The following is a 20,247-nucleotide window of genomic DNA, read 5'->3' as shown; positions in this document are numbered from 1 at the left end:
TGGTCGATCCTCGCGCCGGGACCATCAGCTATGCGACAGCTGCCGACGTGGCCGAAGAGAGCCTGGAGCGCGCTCGCGTGCGCTCCAGGCGGTTGCCCTAGAACTTCTTGCCTTCTTCCTTGAAGATGGCCTTCCAGTCCTTCACCAGACCGTCGAGCGCTTCCTGCGCGGTGCCCTTGTCCGCCACCACGTAGTCATGCACGCGCTTCTGTTCGGCTTGCAGGAGTTGCGCATAGGAGGGCTCGGCCCAGAAGTCGACGACCATTCCCATCGACTGCAGGAACTCCTTGGCGAACGGCGCGCTGGTCGGGAAGCTCGGATCGTTCAGCACGGACTTGGCGCAGGAATAGCCGCCCAGCGCCCACCACTTCTTCTGCACATCCCCGCCGGAGAACCACTTGATGTATTGCAGCGCCTCGGGCTGGTTCTTGGAGTAGGAGACCACCGAGATGCCCTGTCCGCCGAGCTGGGTTGCCTGCGCGGCGGGACCGGCCGGATTGACGAAGAAGCCGATCTTGTCGCCGCCGACATTCGGGTCCTTGTGGAGGCCCGGGAAGAAGGCGAAGAAGTTCATCTGCAGCGCGACCTGGCCGGACTTGAAGGCGTCAAGCCCTTCCGACATGTACGAATTGGAGGCGCCGGGCGGCGTGCAGCACTTGTAGAGCTCCTTGTAGGCCTCGAGCCCCTTCACCGCGCTGGCCGAGTTCACCAACCCGTCCATCGCATAGGGCTTCTTCGGATCGTCGTATTTGAAGCCGTAGTCGTAGAGGTAGTTCGAGACCCCCATGGTGATGCCTTCGGAGCCACGCTCGGTATAGATCGAGGCGCCATAGACCTTCTTGCCGTCGATGTCGCGGCCCTGGAAGAATTGCGCGATGTCGCGGAGCTCATCGAGCGTCTTCGGCACGCCGATGTCGCGGCCGTATTTGGCCTTGAAGTCCTTCTGCACGTCCGGCCGCGCGAACCAGTCCTTGCGATAGGTCCAGCCCACCGCATCGCCCATCGCCGGCAGCGCCCAGTAGTTCGGCGTGTTCTTCGGCCATTCGGAATAGCCGATCACCGTGGCCGGCATGTAGTCGTCCATGCTGATTCCTTCCTTCTTGAAGAAATCGTTGAGCTTGACGTACTGGCCGTTCTCCGCGGCGCCGCCGATCCATTGCGAATCGCCGATGATGAGATCGCACAGCGAGCCGTGCGAATTGAGTTCGTTCAGGAAGCGATCGGCATAATTGGTCCACGGCACGAACTCGAACTTCATGCCGATGCCCGACTTCGCGGTGAAGTCCTTCGACAGTTCGACCAGCGCGTTGGCGGGGTCCCATGCGGCCCAGCACAGCGTGATGGTCTTGCCTTGCGCCTGCGCGGGCGTGGTGCCCGCTTCGACGCCGAATGCGGCGCCGACGGCCCCGCATGCCACAACAAGCGTCTTCATTGTCCGTTGCATTGCACGTTCCCTCCGAGTGGGCCGGCCATCGACGTGGCGCGGCTTTCCTGTCCGCCCGAATGCTTCGAGCAGAGCGACACAGTCCGTGACGAGCTGAATAACTAAACTAGCGTTTCCTCGCGCCACCCGGATTCTAGAGGCCCGGCAGGCTCGATTTGTTTAGTGAACCACCATTTACTAAACATTGCAAGCGGAGTTGGCGTCTTGTTGGACGCGCAGCATCCGACGCGGGCATGCGATCGGTGTTGATGATGTTGTGAGGGGCTCGCGCGCAAGGCGCGTCAGTTCGAATGCGGCAGCGCGGTTTCGGCTGCGGCAGCATGAGCCGGCGGAGCCAGTGAGCTCTCTCCACTCGTCATTGCGAGCGAAGCGTCCGGGGAATCGAACCCCTGTTTCATCCTTGAGAGGGCAGGTCGGTCCGCTCGACTTATACCGAAGAGCGTTCGTCGAGACCTATATCCACCACGCACTCCGCACCATCGACAACATAGGCTGCGTGACGAAAATCCCTGATGGTGGCGAGCTTGCCGGCGGACCAGTCGAGGAGCATGAAATATTTCGCCCGCCCGCCCGGCTCATTCGGATCGAACACCAGGATCGCGGGACGTCCCTCGACCTGCCCCGTCACCAGGTGCCAGTCGCTGACCTTCGAGTAATTGCCGAAGTAGTTCGACACCTCGGCCTTGCCTTTCAGCCTGGTGCGGTTGACGAGTTCGAGCCTGACGTCGTCGGCGATCATGGCGCGGATCGCGTCGAAGTCGCGGGCATTGAAATGGCCGACATAGGCGTTGAGCCGCGCCCGATCGGCGTCCGACAGGCCCGGCTGCGGCACATCGTCCGGCTCTCCGGCGAACTCACGCAGTTGCGTGCGTCCGCGATGCAGCGCGGCCTTCACCGCCGGCAGGCTGAAATCCATGATGTCGCAGACCTCAGCCAGTGAGCAGCCGAGCACGTCCATCAGGATCACGCTGGACCGTTGCGCCACCGGCAGTCGCATGAAGGTGCGCAGGCCGGTCGCGGCGATCTGGCGGCTTTCCACATCATCGAGCTGGTCGGCAATCATCTCCACCTCCTCAGCCGAATGCAGCGCCTCCTGCCGGTTGCGGCGACGCAGGAAATCCAGCGCGGTGTTGTGCGCGATGCGGAACAGCCAGCCCTCCGTATTGACGACGGGCGTGACCGATCGCAGCGCCTCCATCGCCTTGATCAGCGCATCCTGCAGCACATCCTCACCATCGATGACCGAGCCGACCATGCGGGCGCAGTAGCGATGCAGTTTCGGTCGCATCCGCGCCAGCAGGGCCTCGATATCGATGGTAGCCAGCGGGTCTGACGCCATTGCTCCTCCGCCTCGCCTGTCAGGACTCGTCCAGCATACGGTAGTTGCCGACGATCCTCACATCACGAACCAGCGGCGGCTCCGCGCAGCGGTCGCGGATGCCGTCCTGGAACGTCTGAAACGCCTTGAGCTTCGGGATCGGGCTCGAGCCGTCCTCGGCCGCGGCCTCGACGAAATGGATGAAGGTGTCATCCTCCAGCCGCAGCGTCAGATAGCGCACGCCGTCGGGCCCGGCCGCCTTCAATTCGGCAAATACGGCCGCAACCAGCTCGGCGTTCCTGTCGGCCAGCTCCGGCTTGGCCTTGTACCTGATCAACGTCCTTCTCATCGCGCGCTCCTTGCTGATGTCGCGACCTGGCTCGCTCATCGCGCTCCATCTTTCCATTCTAGCATGACCCTTGTCGGAAAACCGGTGCTGCGCTCCTCCGGATCAAGGTCGCGTAAATGGCCGCGTCCCCCTAAGACGTTTGCCCGCCGGCAAAGGATGCGGCCCCAGGAGAAATTATTTACGGGCGCATCCTTTGCCACTCCGGCCTCGTCTAGCCCGCAGAACGCGCCGCGACAGGGCGGCGCGACACACGGAGACAGGGCGATGCAGACCCCGACCAATCGCGCCGCGCAAAACTGGGTGCTTGGCATCACCGCGCTTGCATCCTTCATGATGGCGCTGGACGCCATGATCATCACGACGGCATTCGCGGCCATTCGCGCCGAATTCGGCAGCCCGGTCGAGACGCTGCAATGGACTGTCAACGCCTTCAATCTGAGCTTCGCCGTGCTGCTCCTGACCGGCGCCGCACTCGGCGACCGCTTCGGCCGCCGCCGCATGTTCGCGGCCGGGCTCGCCCTGTTCGTCGTTGCATCGGCGGCCTGTGCGCTCGCAGGCAATGCGACCGCGCTGATCGCCGCCCGCGCACTGCAGGGCGCCGGCGCCGCGCTGGTGATGCCGCTGGCGATGGCGATCCTGAGCGGCACGTTCGGCCGCGAGGAGCGCGCCCGCGCGCTCGGCATTTTCAGCAGCATCACCGGCTGCGCGCTGATCATCGGCCCCGCCATCGGCGGCTTCATCACCGAACATTTCGGCTGGCGCTGGGTGTTCTGGATCAACCTGCCGATCGGCCTGATCGCGATCGCCCTGGTGCTGGCACGGTTGCGCGAAAGCTTCGGACCGGCTGCCGCATTGGACATCCCAGGACTGGCGCTCGTCGCCCTCGCAGCGCTGGCGTGGGTGTGGAGCCTGTTGCGCGGCAATGCTGTGGGGTGGACGAGCGCCGAGGTCATGGGTACGCTGATGTCAGGCTTGGTGTTCACCGCCGGCTTCGTGCTCCGGGAATTGCGCGCGGCCGCGCCGATGGTGCCGATGCGGCTGTTTGCATCGCGCGCGCTTGCCTCCGGCATGTCCGCAAGCGTCCTGTTCTACGCCGCGATGTATGGCGTCTTGTTCCTGCTGCCGCAGTTCTTGCAAACCACGCTGGGCTTCGACGCCTTCGGTGCTGGACTTCGCCTGCTGCCCTGGACTGCGACGCTGTTCGTCACCGCCCCGGTCGCCGGCGCGGTCGTCAACAGGCTCGGCGAGCGGCCGCTGGTGGTGACGGGATTGTTGATGCAGGCGATCGGCCTTGGCTGGATCGCCGAGATCGTCAGCCCCGCGGTGGCCTACTCCGCCCTGGTCGCGCCGCTGGTGCTGGCCGGTGTCGGCGTCTCGATGGCGATGCCGGCCGCGCAGAACGCCATCCTGAGCTCGGTCGCGGTGGCCGAAATGGGCAAGGCGTCCGGCATCTTCAACATGGGCCGCTTCCTCGGCGGCATGTTCGGCATCGCCGCGCTGGTGGCGAGCTTCTCGGCCCATGGCGGGGCCTACTCGGCCGCGCATTTCGAACGCGGATTTGCTGCCGCGATGAGCCTCGCCGCAACGCTGTCGCTGGCCGGCGCGATTGCCGGGTTTTTCCTGCCGGCACGGCGACGGACCGCCGGCGCAGCCGCACCGCAAGATGCGTGAAGCTCGCGACGATAGAGTTTCGTTATCGGCCGAGCGCCTTATGTCGCCATCCTTCTTTCTGATAATGAAACGTCGTTCTAAAAATGACTTCTGGTGGAAGGGATCGCAGTCCTCTGACAGGCATTGCAACCCGCGGGACACGCTTTTGCGTCCTCGCGGCGCAAATCGCCCGAGCTTTGCCTGGTCACTCCACCCTCTAAGCCAAGAGGGCGCAGGGAAGGCCGGGTGCTGACCTCGCACCCGCGGTCCGCTGCGCGAAATGGTAGCGCAAAAAGACCGCACAGCAGCATACAGGTGGTGCCAATCACTCGGCCTTCCCTGCGCAGTGGGTTGACGGCTTATGCCGTGCTCTCCCGGGAGCCGAGTTCGTTCTGGCCTCCCTCGCCTCGCGAATTGACGATGCGGATGACCCGGTTGGGCGCTCCACACCTCCGCGAAAGCTTGACCGTAGCGACGACGGCCAGGACCACACGGTTTTGCCGTACGCACGGCTCGCCATTTCGCCGCAGTTTTCCCGGCCCTGTCGACGGAGCCGGAAACTTACAGACGAGACGAACCTGACAGCGCCGCTCGTCCGCACGTGGCCGCGGACTCACAGGGACTACCCGCCCTGCCCGCACCTCTCATGCCGACGCTGCCGCGTCCACCGCAAGCCCGGCTCGCAATCAAGACGACAACGAGATCGCCCCTCAAGGATGAGCCGGGATAAGCAACGCATACGCCATTTCCGAATTTCGGTAAAGTGGAATATTTTTGCGGGGAGGGTTGACGGGGTGGCGAAACAGGCCGGCGGCTCAATCGAGCGGACAATTTGGACTACCGCCTGGGAAGTTTTCAGAACGTTGGCGCGTCCGCGTGCCATCGCATAAGCGTGTCGATGTCCACCAACACGATTTTCTCAGAAAGCCTGGCCGACTGAATTGCTTCGTCGGTAAATGTGGCGGTTGTGACTACGTATCCACGAAGAGCGTTTTGCTCCTCAATCACGCCCTTGAATTGTTGGATAGCCGGCCGACCAACCTTGTTGTCTGCTGTGTTTCGCTTGCATTGGACGATGATCAATCCATCAGGATGAACGGCAAAACCGTCAACGCCGAAGTCGTTCGATTTTCGCGTCGCCCAAGCTTCCAAACCCGCCGCATCGAAGAAGCTCATGGTGTGGCGCTCGAACTGGAAAGGGTCCATGCCGAGCAGATGCTTCCGAAGGGCTAACTCCTCAACCGGCACGGCGAACCGGGTCGGGTCCATCGGCTGCTCCTTCATCGCAGCCTTCATTTGCGCGCTAGCGCGGCGCAACCGCTCGTCCTCTATTATGAGCTCTATGATCTCGGCGATATGAGGCCGTGCCTCAGGGCTTGTGACGACAGCTTCGATGATCGACGTGATGCCCGCCGTGCCGAGAAAAATCAGCAACAGCACCGGGACTCCGAGCGCACCACCGAACGCTGCGATACCCGCTGCATGTCCGCCGACCAACGGGACGGCAGCCAATGTCGCGGGCAGAGCGATCTTCATCGACAACGGAAGATCGGATTTCCGGTAGTTTGAAACGGCTTCAGAAACACTCTTCGCAATCGCAACAATAGCCGTTCGAGAACTGATCAGCGCGTTCAGCTCCTTAAATTTTTCGACCGGTCGGAGATCACTGGCGACGATAGCGCGCGACTCGCTGAGCCATTGGATGGCGAGCGCCCGATCCTCAGCCCGCGTCGTATGCTTGATAGCCGAAGCAAACCGGCCAACGAGCCACTTTCTGATGCCCTCTGTGATTGTATCGAACATCATTGCTTCCTAAAACTGTAGAGATTTCTATAGTGTCTGCAAACGATTTAGCCAAGGAAAATTGAGATGCGAGCAATATTGATACTCGTGTTGTTAGCTATCGCAACTTGCAGCGCGCAGTGTGAGGAAACTTCCACTCCAAGCCGGATCGACGGAATAACCAAGTCCGCGCGTGACATGATACCCGCCATGCCTTCAATGCCGTCCGTCTCCCTTCCGTCGATGCCTGACCTCTCGCTACCAGACCTTTCCGACGCGACCGGCAGGATCATGACAGAGTTCAACACATTCACGCAGCAGGTCGGCGACGCGCTGCCTATCCTCGAACAGATGGGTTATGACGTGACCACATTCAAAATCACCTGGGGTCTGCCGCCGAAGGCCCGATTGCGGTTGAAATCAACCGGCAATCCCGACGTTCAAAAAGTGAATGCAATCGCGGCCAAGGCAACGAGCGGCGGCGTGCTGGTTTCCGCCCTGATTACAAGCGCGGCGACAGCAAAGCGCATCCAGAGCACTATGCGTTTGGGAACGGCGTATCTGGACGTGGATTTTGCTGTGCCTCCTCGGGTAAACATGAAGTTCGTCAGCCTGAAGGCCAGCGACAAGGATGAGTCACTTCGCGATGCGGACGAACTGGAAATAGCTTGCAAGTGACCCTGTATGGTTTCGATCGCCCGTAGCATGGGCTGCGAAGCGAAACCCATCAGGATTTGATGGACGATGAAACGTGATGGGTTTCGCAAGCGCTCTACCCATCCTACGTACTACTCCGATGTAAGCTGCGAGAATCCCAGTTCGTCCTTCATAAGGTCGGGGAGTCTGGCATAAAGGTCGACGAGGATCTTCAGAGCGTCTGTCATTTTGTCAGCGGCCTTGAAACGCTCTACTTGATCGTCTTCAGCGTGATTTCTTTCCACTTCGCCTACGAGATAATCGACTGTCATTTTTTCAATAGTTGTGAAAACCGCCGTTTCTCTAGGAGGAAAGAAAAACTTTGCCTCATCGAGCTTGAGACGCATTTCGCGAAGCCTTCCGTCGTGTACTCCGTCAAACTTGTCGCCACTGACATGCTCGATCAGCGCTCGCGCGGTCGTGTAGATCTCGTATCATTTGTCAAACAAATCGTGCTTGAGTTTATCGAAGGCAATATCGCGCTGTGACTGCGCAATTGCCTTCGCAGCCTCCGCCGTTCTTGCTTGTGACTGTGCGATGCCTGCTTGGATTTTCCCGAACCGATAGGTAACGGTTACTGCGACGGCGGCCGCAATCACCGTTGCCGCCGGTCCCGCGAAGGTTTTTGATACCTCCCACCAATCGATCGCCATAGCTAGCTAGCTCCCGGAACATATCCGATTCGGCGTATCCGAATTCCGGCCCCCCTTCGCCTCCACCAGCGACGGAAGGTCAGACTTGCTTTGGATCTAAGAAGAGACGGTATCCTAAATGGAATTTGGTAGCGGGAGGCCGCTACCGTCTTTCCCCACACGACGCAAATCTGCGATATTTCCTCCGATCGTCCACCTAAATGCACAAACTGTTCGAATTCCGCTTCAACTCCAGCGCAATGGCTGCTTTGCGCCAGAAGTGGTCGCTCCATAACCGCTCACTCTGCATACGATTGATTGCGAGGCCATTTGGTCGATCAAGATACTTTAACCAGAGATTTCGCAACTATACGCGTGCACTTTATGAAGGACTCGACCGCTGGGCTGAGGGTCCGGTTCCTCAAGAACACGATCTCCGCCGTGATGCGCGGGCCCAGGGGTTTCAGTGGCAAAATCCTCAAAGCTGTTTGATGCGCGCCCAGTGCCGCGACGGATGCCGGTAGAATTCCGACGAATTCTCCGGTCGCAATGAGCGACACCGTCAGCTGAATAGCTATCGTCTTGACCACTGGCTTCGGCGGCGGAAGGTCGTTAGCTCGAAACACCTCGGCAACGAGCGCGCCCGGCGCGCTGTCGTAGGGCGGCAAGACCCACCTGCCTTTGATGATATCCTTGAGAGCGATGCCGCGCTTTCGCGCCAATTGGGTCTGCGCGCCACAACAAAGACAAAAGGCTCGTCGAACAGGGCTTCCGAATGGAAGTCGTCTTGCTGTCCTGTGGCTCTCGTAATCAGAAGATCGATCCTGCGCTCGCGCAGCTCGTGAATCTGATGTTCACCGGGATTGGTGAGCTTTACGTCAAGCTGAACGCCGGGATGTTCGCTGGCAAATTTACGGACGATAGGTGGCACCAGACTGTGCAGAATAATGTCAGTGCATCCGAGCTTCACTTCGCCCGAATTTGGATCAGACAGATATTCCAGCGAGCGAAGTCCCTGTTGCATCTCGTCGAAGACATTGATGCCGCAGCGGAGCAGGACCTCGCCATAGGCGGTGAGTTCGGCGCCCTGTGAGCTGCGATCGAACAACCGCACGCCGAGCGCGCCTTCAATTTCGGAGATCGCCTTGGAGACGGCGGGATGGGAAATTCTCAGTTTGGCGGCCGCCTTCGCCATGGTGCCGGTATCAGCCACCGCCATCAGGATATGAAGGTCGCGCAACTTGATGCGGCGGCCAATTCGATCGGACCAGTCCATCGCGAGCCTTAACCTGAGGGTTACAGGGATGTCGCAATTTTCGATCTACCAGATAATGGCCGGACGGACCAGAGTGGCGGCGGTTCGGTCATGACCTACCCGATGAACCCGCGAGAGGACGATGCCATGATCACGAAACGAGGGTTCATGTCGTTGGCGGGCGCAGGCGCTCTCGCCGCCATCTTTCCAGATGCGATCCGCAAGGCAACCGCCGAGACCGTTTCGCGCATGCTGGTAGGCTTCGGTGCCGGGGGCGCGATCGACGTGATCGCCCGGATGCTGGTTGAGGGGATGAAGGATCACCCACCTCCATTCATCGTCGAGAATCGCCCCGGCGCCGGTGGACGCCTAGCGCTCGGCGCACTGAAAAGCAGTCCCGCCGATGGCACCGCCATGATCCTGACGCCGGCCTCCAGCTTCGCCGTGTTCCCTCATGTCTACAAATCGCTTGGCTATGACGCGTTCAGGGACTTCGTTCCAGTCACGACCGCTTGCTCTTTTCCGTTCCTGATCACGGTGGGCCCGATGGTGCCGGCCGACGTCAGGACGCTGGCCGACTTTGTGAAATGGTGCGCGGCCAATCCCAAGCTGGCGACGTACGGCACGGCGGCGGCGGGATCGATGCTCCATTTCACCGGCGTGACGCTGGCCAAGGCGGGCGGGTTCGAATTCGTTCATCTGCCCTATGGCGGCCCGGGCGGCATCCAGGACCTGATCGGCGGCCGAATTGCCGCAACGATTTATCCGATCGGCACCGCACTTCCGCATGTGCAGTCCGGCGCTATCCGGGCGCTGGCCACGACAGCCGCGCAGCGATCGCCACAACTTGCCGATGTGCCGACGGCTCGGGAGGCCGGATATCCTGCACTGGAAGCCAATGAGTGGTTCGGCGTCTTCGTCCCGGCAAATACGCCAGCCGGAACGGTGAACCGCCTAAATGAAATGATCCGCGCAGTAATGAATACCGCCAGCTTCAAAACGGCCTTGGCCAAGCTTTCGGTCGATCCCGCCGGGGAAACGCCGAAGGAATTTGCGCAACTGATCAAATCCGATTTTGACCGTTGGGGGCCGATCGTGCGGGCCTCCGGATTTACGCCGGAAGATTGAGACGCGTCATGGACAATTCAACTGCCACTCTCCGGCACCGCACGCCGGACCAGATTCTCGGCCCTTACTTCCCAACCGAGCAAACGCCGGTCCCACAAATCGACCTGACCTCGGTGAAGGGAGTCGAGGGGTATGCGCGGGGCGAAGTCATCGAGGTCACCGGGAGGGTGCTCAACCTCGACGGCGAACCGGTTCGCGATATTCGCATCACAGTGTGGCAGGCTAACAGCCATGGCCGTTACAGCCATGTCAACGACCCCAACCCCGCGCCACTCGATCCACACTTCGTCGGCTGCGTCGGCATTCAATCAGACGGCGACGGTCTCTATCGGATCAAGACCGTCAAGCCTGGCGCCTATCCCGCAGGTCCCGACTGGACGCGGCCGCCGCACATTCACTTCGAGGTTCACGGCCGGTTCGAGCGGCTGATCACCCAGATGTATTTTCCCGGCGAGCCGCTCAATGCCTGCGACCGGCTGCTCAACGCCGCGCTGCGTCCGGATCTGCTGATCGCAAAGCCGGTCCCATCGACGGATGCATCCAGCCACCGCGTGCTGAACTTCGATATTGTTCTTGCACGCGGATAGAGGTTCTTCAGTCGAAGGATCGAAGTCAGCTGATGACCGCTTCGCGCCAGAAGCAGACCCTTGGTCAATACTCATTGTGGATCTAATCAGGATATTTGCGAAGCTCCTGATTCCAATTCTTCATGACGACGCTGTCGCCGACTTCGAAGCGCATCAAGTCCTCGCCCGCTACCACCGGGCCCTGGTACGCGCTGCTTGTCCGGGACAAGACGTCCTCCGGTTTGACGCCAAGCAGCACGAGATGTGAATAGGCGGCAAGCTTAGGCCTGACGCGGGAGAATACTGTCCCGGCCTCCTCAGGCGAAGTATGATGCGCCGCTACCGGCTTCATTTGCGGCAGCTTTGCCAATTGCGGCGACATCGCAAAGACCTCATGGATCAAAAGGTCCGTCCCGCTGGCGAACTTGATCAGGTTTTCGCTGAATTTCGTGTCGCCCGACAGCGTTACGGACCTAGATCCATAGTCCACGCGGTAGCCGACCGAAGGCTTGATCAGGTCGCCATGATCGACCGTGAACGCCGTGACCTTCACGCCGGCTTCATCGAATACGACGTGATCCGGCTGAAAATCGTGTGCTTCGATCTCGGTTGCAATGGCCGCGATATGTTCGTCGGCTTCGCGGATGCGCGTATCGTCGGAAAAAGTCTCGGCGAGCCCCTTGGCGATCCTCGCCACCCCGCTGGGCTCCTTGCCGTCCGATGGTCCCCACAGCCGCAGCGGCCGGCTGCGCGAGCCGAACGGCCCGAACATGTAGCCGGTCATCCAAAGGTCGGGCAGGCCTTCCACATGATCGGAGTGGTAGTGGGTGAGAAACACCGCATCGATGCCTTTGCCCGACGAGATGCCGAGTTGATAAAGCCGGATCGTGGCCCCTCGACCGGCATCGAACAGCAGAGTCAGGCCGCCTGCCTGAATCAGCGTCGCCGGTCCAAAGCGCGCCGCCGTCGGTTCTGGACCGCCAGTCCCGAGCAATGTCACCACGATGTTGGCGGAGGCAGCGCGCTCCTCGCCTGCGGCAAAGGCTGGCAGGACCGGAGCCATCGCGAGGACTGCTACGGCGCCAGTCAACAGGGCGCAAGCCATTCTCCTGATACGCTCAGTCATCGGAACTCCGGTGGTGCTTGATTAAGCCTGCGGCCAGCAGAGCACGGCGCGAGGCCCGGCGCTTGTATATTTCAGCCATGCAGGAAGAAGATGTTGTCCCAGTCCCCGATGAACTGGCTCGGCGGGAGTCCAACCAGTGCATGACATTCCCGAACGAAGTGCGCTTGATCGTAATAGCCGGCGTCATGGATAATGCGTGTCCAGGGGATTGCGGGCTGGCTTCGATGCGCCGCCAGCGCATGATCGAACCTGACCGTGCGCGCGTACAGCTTGGGAGAAAGGCCCACCTGGCTCGTGAAGCGCCGTTGAAACTGGCGTGGGCTCAGGCCCGACTTCTCTGCCAGCCTGTCGATCCGCAGGTTGCCCCGGGAGCCTAGTAGGCTCCGCGATGCCTCGCCCACCCCGTCGTCCGCTGGGCAGCGCTCGAGCATCATGCCGAACCAGCTTTCAGCCGCCGCGATGCGGGAAGCAAAATCATGCGCCGACCGGACTGCGTCGTTCAGTCGCTGTGCGGAGCTGCCGAGCACGTCGCATGCCGTAACGCCTTCATTTATCAGGGACGTCATATCGATTCCGACCAGCCGATGGAGAGCGGCCGGCTGAAGCAGAATATTGAAAATATGAACCTGGCCCGAAGCGTAGATGTGAATCCGACGTGAGCCCTGCGGTCCGACGACGACGGTTTCCGGCGCCGTTTCCAGCTGACCGCCGTCCACTCCAACACGGAGCGGGTCCGCCAGATAAATATCGATGATCTGATGGGGGCGCGCCGCGAGCGGAAATGCCAGCACTTGGGATCCGAGCATTGCGCGCCGTTCCTCGAACGAGCGAACAATGTTACGGAGCGCCGGACGCGGCATTGCTCGTCTGACGTCCATCGATGTCCCCCATTACGGATGGCGAGGCGCGGGACGAGCTCATGCCTCTGTCCCGGCAGAGACTCTATCACGTCTTGGCAGCAAATTCGCTTTTAGATGCGGACCGATTTCCGGTTCGGGTCAAAAGCTGCGGTCGAAGCAGGTTCAGAACAACGTCCGGTTTATCAGCGACATCGGACATCACGGCGGCTGAGGGAGTGGCTAAGAGGCACGGATGGACCGGAAGCGAAGGCCTGCTGCCTGCATGCGCATCTTGACTCAACACGGACCTGACGAAGCACGCGGGCTCATCGGTCCCGCCTTGGCTGGTTTGCTTTCGGTTCCACGCCATTGGCACCGGCGTTGGGGTGGCGATTGTCGGCTGGTCCTCGCTGCCGGATGCCATCACCTCGCATCCGTCCATCAAATAGGAAAGGCTGTGTTTCATACGTGTTGGCAGCGGCCGGCGCGCGCGATGGTCCGGACACACTATCTTCCGCCTTGGCCGAAGTCACAGACAATGCCAACACTAATACGATTGCTAATCTCGACATGGCGGGCTCCTTGGCGCACAGCCGGAACGCGCGCCGGGATAACTCGGTTGGATAATGGTCGAGGAGGGGCTGGGCGCCAAGATGGCGGCCAGACAGTTAAGATCGCCCTGAAACGCTGCTAACGGAGTCGGGTCCTATCGGATGGCACCTTCGGGATTGAGGCCGCCCCTTCCGTCCCGCTGAGATCGCGCCCAGGAACCCGCAGGCGAGTGAGCTCGATCCACGCCAGCGCAGCGTTGATCCATCTCTGCCGTTCCGCTCCATCGGCTTCAGCAGCGAGGTTCATCGCCGCAAAAGCCTCGCGCTCGGGGTCGTACTCTCTGTCCATCTGCGGAAATATAATCGCAGACCGTAAACGGTCACTTCCCGATGGCCCCGTAGGAATCCGGGGCGTCTCGCCGAGCGCTGGCCGCGCTCCTAAACCCCGGGAAGCACCACGCCCGTCAGCTTGCTCAGCTTTGCGACGAGATGGTCCTGGAACACGGGATTGGTAGCCTCGCTGGCTGGCTGCTCCTGCCGCATGTCATGCCAGTAGCGGCCGCTGACCATTGCAGCCGGGTCGTCGCTTACGGCCAGCCAGGTCTGGGTCCGTTGTCCGGTCTTGAGGTCGACCGGCGCGCCCGAGCCGCCCATTCGCGTGCGCACGCAGCCGGGATCGACCGCATTGCTGAGCACGTCCGGCCAGCGTCGCGCCACGGCAAAAGCCAGCGCCACGACCTGCAGACACATCTTGAGCCGCGCCGTCGCCCGTGCGCCCGGCGCATCGCGATAAATGCCGACCGCAAGCGGATACAGCTTGTCATGGCGACTTGGGTCTTTCCCATTCTCCTGCCTTGGCCGCGGACCAGAGCGCAACCATAAGCGCCGGCACGACCGCAGCGAGGCTGACCTGGCTGCCTCCGATCAAATAGCTGTCGCGATCAACGCTGCAGTTGTTCTCAACTTTTCAATCCTAATCATCTCATCTTCAGTCTGTGCCGACGCCGGAGCGTTGCATATCTAGAAGGCGTGCCGTTCGGCATAGCACGTGCTACTTCTTCAAGCAGCCGGAAGACCGAGAAGACGTGAGCGGAGCGTGGGACGTTGTTGGCGCTGATGCTGTACAGCGTGCAGAAGAGACAACACTGACCGCGACCTGTTCGAACTCGATCATTCGCACCTTCGCAGCCCGCAGGTTGCGGACGTAATAACCTTGTGTCTGGACGGCTGACTTGATTTCGTCGCTGACCTTGAGAACTCGTTTCCTGCCCTTGCGCCACTTATGTGCAGAGTAAAGCCCGGGTACGGGAGAGCCTGAAATTAGAACGAGTAAGAAGCGCTTGTCATTGCGATAGACATCATACATTTCGTCCCCGCGATTACGTTGAAGTAAGCATGAAGTATACTTTGGCCCGTCGCCAGGACGAGTTTAGTATCTCGAATGGCGGTGCGGGTTGTAAATCTGCAACGCGCGCGAGCTTTTGGCTCGCGGCATCCAAATGAGGGAGAACTGAGGCAGGCACGGCAGGCTGTGAATTGTGGGGAAATCACCAGCGGGTCGACACGATCAGCTTAGGTTTCTGTTTGTATGTTGTTCTTATGCCACGCCAACGCACCAACTCCGCTCTAGATCAATACGAGCTGGCGGTCGATGAGATCGTCGCCGCTTGTGACGGTGATCTGCGCAGCGCGCTTCGAGCGCTCATGCTTCTCAATGAGCAGCTAGAGCAAGAGCTGACGCTTATGAGCGGCGTCCGTCCTCCTGACCAGAGGCTGCACTAGCGAGACCTGCGGAGCCCAGCATTTCCGGCAGACCAAAGGTCGGATGTCGGTTGTGAATCCTGGTTGTATGCAAACCGATAGGCCGGCACGCGGCCGTGCTCGCCAATAGCAGGCGGCCGATCTTCTCGCGTCGGGATCGTCGATGACCGCCAAAGTGGCACGGCGTGCGGTATTGCGCTTTTGGACGCGCTTTCCGACCTTCAGGCGGCGCGGATGACTGCCCTCACGCTTGGTTTGCCGACGATGATCATCACCCGTGTGAGGTTATAGGCGAGGACATGCAGCGCCATGTTAACGGCTACGTTCCGTAGGCGCTTCATCAGGAAGTGTGTCGCACCCACGGGCTTTGATCGTGCCGAACGGATGCCCGACCGTCTCGCGCCGCGTCCGCATGGCGTCGGGATTGGTATCGAGCCGTCTCTGGACCTGCTCGACCACATGCTCATGCTCCCAGCGCGTTATGCGGCGCTCCTTTGACGGCGTGCATTGGTTCTCTTGATCGCGCAGCCTTGGCACGCTCTTTTCGACCAGTAACCGCGCAAAGTCATTCCGTGCTCGACGTTGGTGTAGTGATAGGGCAGCAACCGGCCGGATGGGCAGGGGTAGACGTCCTCATCAGGCAGGTAGGCGAAGTCCGCTTGCCGAACCGGCCTTGGCGTTTGACATCATGGGCATGGGCAGGGTGACTGCAACGCCGGCCTCTTCGCAGGCTAAGACCTCCTCCCCGTCGGGGTAGCCACGGCCGGCGGCTGCCTCGGGTTTGTCCACTTCGAGCGCTTCTTTGGCTTGCTTCGACCTCCAAGCAAGCTGCCCACGGTCGTTGCCGACGTTTATGGCCTCGCGCGTAGCAATCAGAGTTCGGTATCCACCGCGACCTGGACATTGTAGCGACAGCACCTGATCCACCTCAACTGGTGGCCATCGAACGGGCATCGGGATCGGTGAGTCGCCGGGCGCCGGCAAATTGACTGTCGGTGGTGGCAGCTAGTTTTTCGTCTTTTGCCGTGTCCCGACCTCGACCGGCGCGACGCGCATCATGACCTCACGCCCGCACAGTTCTCAGGAAGCTACCGACCTCCAGCTTCAGTCGATTGCTGTCGATTGAGAGCGACTTGGCGGCCGACAGCACTTGCGAAGACGCCGAGCCAGTTTCGGTCGCTCCCCGCTGCACATCGATCACATTCGAGGAAACCTGCTGCGTGCCCATGGCGGCCTGCTGGACGTTGCGCGAGATTTCTTGAGTAGCAGCCCCCTGCTCTTCAACCGCGGCCGCGATCGTTGAGGAGATTTCGGATAGGCGCTCAATCGTGCCTGAGATTTCCCTGATAGCGGCGACGGAATCCTGGGTGGCAGCCTGGATTCCAGAAATCTGCTGCCCGATTTCGCCAGTCGCTTTCGCCGTCTGTTCCGCCAAAGCCTTGACCTCGGATGCGACCACAGCGAAGCCGCGCCCCGCATCACCGGCACGCGCCGCCTCGATGGTCGCATTCAGAGCCAGCAAATTGGTTTGTCCTGCGATGGTATTGATGAGTTCAACCACGTCGCCAATGCGTGCGGCCGACTTCGAAAGTTCGCCTACCCGCTCGGTTGTGGTTCGAGCCTGAGTGACAGCGTCGCTGGCCATTCGCGCGGATTCTTGAACTTGACGACTGATCTCGTTGACCGAGGAAGACAGCTCCTCCGTGGCTGATGCAACCGACTGCACGTTCGTTGAAGCTTCCTCGGAAGCCGCCGCGACGCTCGTTGCCATGCCCTGGCTGCGCTCGGCGGTTGAAGTTAGAGAAGTTGCCGAGGCTTCAAGTTCGGTGGACGCCGACGAAACCGTCTCGATGATCTCTCCAACTGCGGACTGGACATCAATCTACCAAAACGTAACAAAAACAATAACTTACCGCGACGACAGACATGCGGCTTGTACCACTCAAATGTGCTTGTGTCGACCCAGTTTGCCCCACAAGCGGCCCCCACCGAGTAGGGTTCACATCATTGCCGGCAACGCCCGCATAGCCAGCCCTCATGGATTTCGCCCTTCAAGCTAGCCAAGCAGCGGGGATCAAGCGGACAAGGCCGAAAGGCATCGGCGAAAGCGGACAATTTCAAAGCTGAAAGCAGGAGTGGGCTCCGTTGAATCCCGACCCATAGCGGCTGCGCAATTGACGGATTTGTTGCGTGTTAGCCCCGCCAGACGAAGCGGCGCATGAAGGCCGACCGGGTGACCCCGGCCTACCCTCGGGTGCGCTCATCCGAAGACTAGGTCTACCCCGCTCCGCAGACGTGGGCCCGTCGCGCCTATCGCAACCTCGTCTCCTTCAACGAGGTCGACAAAGGCGGCCACTTCGCTGCGTGGGAGCAGCCTGAGCTCTTCTCCCAGGAGATCCCCGCAGCGTTCCGGTCGCTCCGACAACCCTGACCGAAACTGGTTCTTACACACGTCGAAACGGAAATTCACTTGAAATCGGCTCGGATGATCGCCTCAGCGGGGCGGTCGTTTCAATCCGGTCGGAATGAGTTCGCCTCTAGGCGGACGCTACCCTGGTCGCCGCCGAGACCTCTTGAAGCATTGGCGAGCTTTGATCTGCAGATGCTTAACGGACCACCAGAAAACGTGGTCGCCCCCGGCGCGAAGTTCGGGCCGATGGGGCTCGAAGGCGCCGTTAAGCTCGCCTTCGGCAAAGATCTCGCTGCGATCGAAGATGTCGTACTGCGCAAGGCTCGCTTCGATCAGATGGTCGAAAAGTCCTACCAAGACAATAAGGCTCTGAGCAGTACAATGCTTCTGGAGGTGGACTATGTCATCGATCCAATGCGAGACGCGGCACTGGATCATTCGTGGGCTGAGATCCATTCGGCCATGATAAGGCCACGCGCGTTGACGTCTGACGAACATGGACCCGGAGGAGGGCCGGGTGATGGGGTGGAATCCGAGATAATTCTCGGCGACGTGTGCGGAGCGCGTCCATCGGGAGCACACCATCCGCAGCATGGCGGGAATTCCGCCATTGCCACTAGGCTATATCCACCGCCCAATCAGGCGCTTCACCGAGGGCGTTTAGACGAGTAAAATGGGTTTCGCGGTACCTTTTTTGGGGGGCGGCATGAGGCAGCGCCAGTTCGCGGGACTTGTCGGCGGTGCGACAGCATCAGGGCCGCGCATTGCGCAAGCGGGCCAGCGACCGGCCAGCGCGGCCGGCGTGCCCGCTCACGACGATGAGCAAGAATTCCCATTGATCATCGCGAACATGCCCGCAACCCGTCGCCAAATGGCCTCCGCCGGGGGTGTCGCCGTCCTGCTCATCGTCATTGCAGCGGTCATCGCGCCGTTCGCGAGAATCCAGTTGGGCCAGATCGATGGCTTCGTTCCGGTTTTACAGACTGCCCTGGGCCTGGCCGAACTCATCACGGCAGCCCTGCTGTTTGCTCAATTTGCGATCCAGCCTCAGCGGGCGCTTCTCGCACTCGCAAGTGGATACGTTTTCAGCGGATCGTTCGCGATTTTGCAGACCCTCGCCTTTCCGAACGGATACGCGCCTGCAGGTGTGATCGGGGATGGACTGAACAGCCCGGCTTGGCTTTACGTGCTCTGGCACACGACCTTTCCAGCGGCCATCCTCGTTTACGGGTTCACGAAGGATCATTTTAAGGCCACCAGACCAGGCAGACCTGCAGTAGCGGCAATCGCAATTACGATCGGCTGCATCGCTGCCGCAATTGCTGGACTAACGTGGATCGTGACCGCGCAAGCCGAAAATATTCCTGCGTTCTACGTCAGCAACATCAGGCATCAGACGCCTCTTGGCAATCAGGTCAACCTGATGCTTCTGCTATGGGACCTGACTGCGCTCGCTGTCTTGTTTGTCCGCATGCGCACGATACTTGACCTCTGGCTCATGGTGACTTTGCTCGCCTACCTGCCCAATTTCCTGGTCGCGATCATCGGCAGCTCAGTTCGATTTACCGTGGGTTGGTACGCAGCGCGCGGTTTCGTCCTGATCGGTAGCAGCATGTTGCTGACCGTGTTGCTGATCGAGACAATGTTGCTGTATTCACGCCTCGCCAGCGTCATTGCGCTTCAACGACGCGAACGAGCGAACCGGCTTCTCAGCATCGACGCGGTCACCGGTGCAATCGCCCATGAGCTGAGATCTCCATTGGGAGCCATCTCGCTCAATGCCGCGACAGGGCTCGGTCAGCTGCAAGCTGCCTCCCCTGAGCTGGAGGACATCGAGGACATCCTCTGTGACATCGAAGCCGACAGCAATCGAGCCGCTCAAATTATTTCGAGCATTCGCGAGATGACAATCAAAACGGCGCACGCAGGCGCCTCGACAGACGTCGAAGGTGTGGCAGACCTCGCGCTGAGATTATTAAAGCACGATCTCCTGGCCAATGGAGTATCAGTTGCTGCGGAGTTTCAGGGCAACATTCCCCCAGTTGCCCTGGATGGCACCGAGCTTCAGCAGATCGTCTTGAACCTCGGCAAAAATGCGATTGACGCAATGAGCTCTGTCCCCATCGACCGACGAAAACTAACCATGAAGACCCGTGTCAACGGTGGCTCGACGGTTCATTTGTGGGTTGAAGACTCGGGAACCGGTATTTGCCCGCATCATCAAGAGAGTATCTTCGATCCGTTCTTCACGACGAAACAAGACGGTATGGGACTGGGGCTAGCCATTTCCTCCAACTTGGTCGCAAGGTGCGGAGGAAGGTTGAGGCTGGTCAAGTCGGACGCCAGTGGCTCGATTTTCGAGCTGGAGTTGCCGATCTTCGCTCCCGCTTCAGCTCAATAACGCTTGGAGACCATCACGGTCGCCCAGCGTTCCATTCAGGTCACGCCGCTACCGAAGCCCGAGCGGTGATCGCTTAAAGCCACTCGACTTGGCCTCTTTTCGACACACATAGCTGCCGCTCAAGCCTGCGCCGTAGCGCTTTTGCCTTTGGGAATAGTACCGGCCCACGCGGAAATCGAGCCAAACCACTTCGTCTTCGGGGCAGTGGCGTTGTGCCTGCCCCTCGTAGCGAAACGGCGTCAGCGGTGCTGCATGTGAGCTTCCGATTCCCCACATCACGACCAACAGAAGCAGGAGACCGGCTCGTCGAACAGATCTCCATAACGTTTGGCGAGCGGA

15 protein-coding genes and 5 pseudogenes are annotated in these 20,247 nt (G+C 60.4%); 7 read left to right on the top strand and 13 right to left on the bottom strand.

Annotated features, from left to right (window positions below; all coding sequences use genetic code 11):
- Positions 1-97: 97 nt before the first annotated feature.
- The 3 genes from ABIC09_RS06545 to ABIC09_RS06535 form a co-directional block, all read right to left on the bottom strand.
- The gene (locus tag ABIC09_RS06545) at positions 98-1,444 is read right to left on the bottom strand and encodes an ABC transporter substrate-binding protein (protein ID WP_354108761.1); all 1,347 of its coding nucleotides are present in this window, start codon (positions 1,442-1,444) and stop codon (positions 98-100) included.
- 427 nt (positions 1,445-1,871) lie between these two features.
- Positions 1,872-2,783, bottom strand: coding sequence for a sigma-70 family RNA polymerase sigma factor (locus ABIC09_RS06540; protein ID WP_354108760.1), 912 nt, complete (start codon positions 2,781-2,783; stop codon positions 1,872-1,874).
- 19 nt (positions 2,784-2,802) lie between these two features.
- Positions 2,803-3,111, bottom strand: coding sequence for a hypothetical protein (locus tag ABIC09_RS06535; RefSeq protein ID WP_354033145.1), 309 nt, complete (start codon positions 3,109-3,111; stop codon positions 2,803-2,805).
- A 264-nt stretch (positions 3,112-3,375) separates the two neighbouring features.
- Here ABIC09_RS06535 and ABIC09_RS06530 point away from each other — a divergent pair, with 264 nt between their 5' ends.
- Positions 3,376-4,782 (top strand): DHA2 family efflux MFS transporter permease subunit, encoded by a 1,407-nt coding sequence (locus ABIC09_RS06530; protein WP_354108759.1) that lies wholly within the window; start codon positions 3,376-3,378, stop codon positions 4,780-4,782.
- Between the two features lie 834 nt (positions 4,783-5,616).
- Here the strand turns inward: ABIC09_RS06530 and ABIC09_RS06525 are convergent.
- Together ABIC09_RS06525 and ABIC09_RS06520 are read right to left on the bottom strand one after the other, a co-directional pair.
- On the bottom strand, positions 5,617-6,564 hold the full coding sequence (locus ABIC09_RS06525; protein WP_354108758.1) for a restriction endonuclease: 948 nt from the start codon (positions 6,562-6,564) through the stop codon (positions 5,617-5,619).
- 47 nt (positions 6,565-6,611) lie between these two features.
- Positions 6,612-6,836: a hypothetical protein gene (locus ABIC09_RS06520; RefSeq protein ID WP_354033148.1), complete on the bottom strand. Its 225-nt coding sequence runs from the start codon at positions 6,834-6,836 to the stop codon at positions 6,612-6,614.
- Between ABIC09_RS06520 and ABIC09_RS06515 the strand changes: the two genes are divergently transcribed.
- Entirely contained in the window at positions 6,835-7,221 is a 387-nt protein-coding gene (locus ABIC09_RS06515; protein ID WP_354033149.1) for a hypothetical protein, read from the top strand. The two genes, ABIC09_RS06520 and ABIC09_RS06515, sit on opposite strands and share 2 nt — an antisense overlap.
- A gap of 110 nt (positions 7,222-7,331) precedes the next feature.
- Here ABIC09_RS06515 and ABIC09_RS06510 read toward each other — a convergent pair whose 3' ends face one another.
- From ABIC09_RS06510 to ABIC09_RS06500, 3 genes and pseudogenes are all read right to left on the bottom strand, one after another.
- Entirely contained in the window at positions 7,332-7,586 is a 255-nt protein-coding gene (locus ABIC09_RS06510; RefSeq protein ID WP_354108757.1) for a hypothetical protein, read from the bottom strand.
- 87 nt (positions 7,587-7,673) lie between these two features.
- Positions 7,674-7,892 carry a hypothetical protein gene (locus ABIC09_RS06505; RefSeq protein ID WP_354108756.1) on the bottom strand — a complete coding sequence of 73 codons (219 nt, stop codon included), beginning with the start codon at positions 7,890-7,892 and terminating at the stop codon, positions 7,674-7,676.
- A gap of 317 nt (positions 7,893-8,209) precedes the next feature.
- Positions 8,210-9,147 (bottom strand): annotated as a pseudogene (locus ABIC09_RS06500) (LysR family transcriptional regulator).
- A 90-nt stretch (positions 9,148-9,237) separates the two neighbouring features.
- On the opposite strand from ABIC09_RS06500, the gene ABIC09_RS06495 reads away from it, so the two are divergent.
- Entirely contained in the window at positions 9,238-10,254 is a 1,017-nt protein-coding gene (locus ABIC09_RS06495; RefSeq protein WP_354108755.1) for a tripartite tricarboxylate transporter substrate-binding protein, read from the top strand.
- An 8-nt stretch (positions 10,255-10,262) separates the two neighbouring features.
- Complete coding sequence (locus tag ABIC09_RS06490; protein ID WP_148753415.1) at positions 10,263-10,841, top strand: dioxygenase family protein; 579 nt, start codon at positions 10,263-10,265, stop codon at positions 10,839-10,841.
- Positions 10,842-10,923: 82 nt separating this feature from the next.
- Here the strand turns inward: ABIC09_RS06490 and ABIC09_RS06485 are convergent, their stop codons facing one another.
- The 5 genes and pseudogenes from ABIC09_RS06485 to ABIC09_RS06460 all read right to left on the bottom strand — a co-directional run.
- Positions 10,924-11,883: an MBL fold metallo-hydrolase gene (locus tag ABIC09_RS06485; protein ID WP_354108754.1), complete on the bottom strand. Its 960-nt coding sequence runs from the start codon at positions 11,881-11,883 to the stop codon at positions 10,924-10,926.
- A gap of 134 nt (positions 11,884-12,017) precedes the next feature.
- Complete coding sequence (locus ABIC09_RS06480) at positions 12,018-12,752, bottom strand: AraC family transcriptional regulator (protein WP_354108753.1); 735 nt, start codon at positions 12,750-12,752, stop codon at positions 12,018-12,020.
- A 1,022-nt stretch (positions 12,753-13,774) separates the two neighbouring features.
- Positions 13,775-14,080 (bottom strand): annotated as a pseudogene (locus ABIC09_RS06475) (Rossmann-fold NAD(P)-binding domain-containing protein); the annotation flags it as partial.
- Positions 14,081-14,504: 424 nt separating this feature from the next.
- A pseudogene (locus ABIC09_RS06470) lies at positions 14,505-14,702 on the bottom strand (hypothetical protein); the annotation flags it as partial.
- Between the two features lie 1,458 nt (positions 14,703-16,160).
- Positions 16,161-16,970, bottom strand: a pseudogene (locus ABIC09_RS06460) (methyl-accepting chemotaxis protein); the annotation flags it as partial.
- Positions 16,971-17,375: 405 nt separating this feature from the next.
- On the opposite strand from ABIC09_RS06460, the pseudogene ABIC09_RS06455 reads away from it, so the two are divergent.
- The 3 genes and pseudogenes from ABIC09_RS06455 to ABIC09_RS06445 all read left to right on the top strand — a co-directional run.
- Positions 17,376-17,528: pseudogene (locus ABIC09_RS06455) on the top strand (epoxide hydrolase); the annotation flags it as partial.
- A 150-nt stretch (positions 17,529-17,678) separates the two neighbouring features.
- Complete coding sequence (locus ABIC09_RS06450; protein ID WP_354108752.1) at positions 17,679-18,179, top strand: hypothetical protein; 501 nt, start codon at positions 17,679-17,681, stop codon at positions 18,177-18,179.
- A gap of 1 nt (position 18,180) precedes the next feature.
- On the top strand, positions 18,181-19,908 hold the full coding sequence (locus ABIC09_RS06445) for a sensor histidine kinase (protein WP_354108751.1): 1,728 nt from the start codon (positions 18,181-18,183) through the stop codon (positions 19,906-19,908).
- Positions 19,909-20,247 lie beyond the last annotated feature (339 nt).

It is taken from the genome of Bradyrhizobium sp. S3.12.5 (genome assembly GCF_040548225.1).
In the GTDB taxonomy this organism is placed as follows: domain Bacteria; phylum Pseudomonadota; class Alphaproteobacteria; order Rhizobiales; family Xanthobacteraceae; genus Bradyrhizobium; species Bradyrhizobium cytisi.
Note: the sequence above shows the minus strand (reverse complement) of the source record. Positions and strands in the feature narration are given on the sequence as shown.

Coding starts and splice junctions, on each gene's coding strand:
- ABIC09_RS06545 (WP_354108761.1), bottom strand. CDS start 1,444: ATGCAACGGACAATGAAGACGCTTGTTGTGGCATGCGGGGCCGTCGGC.
- ABIC09_RS06540 (WP_354108760.1), bottom strand. CDS start 2,783: ATGGCGTCAGACCCGCTGGCTACCATCGATATCGAGGCCCTGCTGGCG.
- ABIC09_RS06535 (WP_354033145.1), bottom strand. CDS start 3,111: ATGAGAAGGACGTTGATCAGGTACAAGGCCAAGCCGGAGCTGGCCGAC.
- ABIC09_RS06530 (WP_354108759.1), top strand. CDS start 3,376: ATGCAGACCCCGACCAATCGCGCCGCGCAAAACTGGGTGCTTGGCATC.
- ABIC09_RS06525 (WP_354108758.1), bottom strand. CDS start 6,564: ATGTTCGATACAATCACAGAGGGCATCAGAAAGTGGCTCGTTGGCCGG.
- ABIC09_RS06515 (WP_354033149.1), top strand. CDS start 6,835: ATGACAGAGTTCAACACATTCACGCAGCAGGTCGGCGACGCGCTGCCT.
- ABIC09_RS06520 (WP_354033148.1), bottom strand. CDS start 6,836: ATGATCCTGCCGGTCGCGTCGGAAAGGTCTGGTAGCGAGAGGTCAGGC.
- ABIC09_RS06510 (WP_354108757.1), bottom strand. CDS start 7,586: ATGCGTCTCAAGCTCGATGAGGCAAAGTTTTTCTTTCCTCCTAGAGAA.
- ABIC09_RS06505 (WP_354108756.1), bottom strand. CDS start 7,892: ATGGCGATCGATTGGTGGGAGGTATCAAAAACCTTCGCGGGACCGGCG.
- ABIC09_RS06495 (WP_354108755.1), top strand. CDS start 9,238: ATGACCTACCCGATGAACCCGCGAGAGGACGATGCCATGATCACGAAA.
- ABIC09_RS06490 (WP_148753415.1), top strand. CDS start 10,263: ATGGACAATTCAACTGCCACTCTCCGGCACCGCACGCCGGACCAGATT.
- ABIC09_RS06485 (WP_354108754.1), bottom strand. CDS start 11,883: ATGGCTCCGGTCCTGCCAGCCTTTGCCGCAGGCGAGGAGCGCGCTGCC.
- ABIC09_RS06480 (WP_354108753.1), bottom strand. CDS start 12,752: ATGCTCGGATCCCAAGTGCTGGCATTTCCGCTCGCGGCGCGCCCCCAT.
- ABIC09_RS06445 (WP_354108751.1), top strand. CDS start 18,181: ATGGGTTTCGCGGTACCTTTTTTGGGGGGCGGCATGAGGCAGCGCCAG.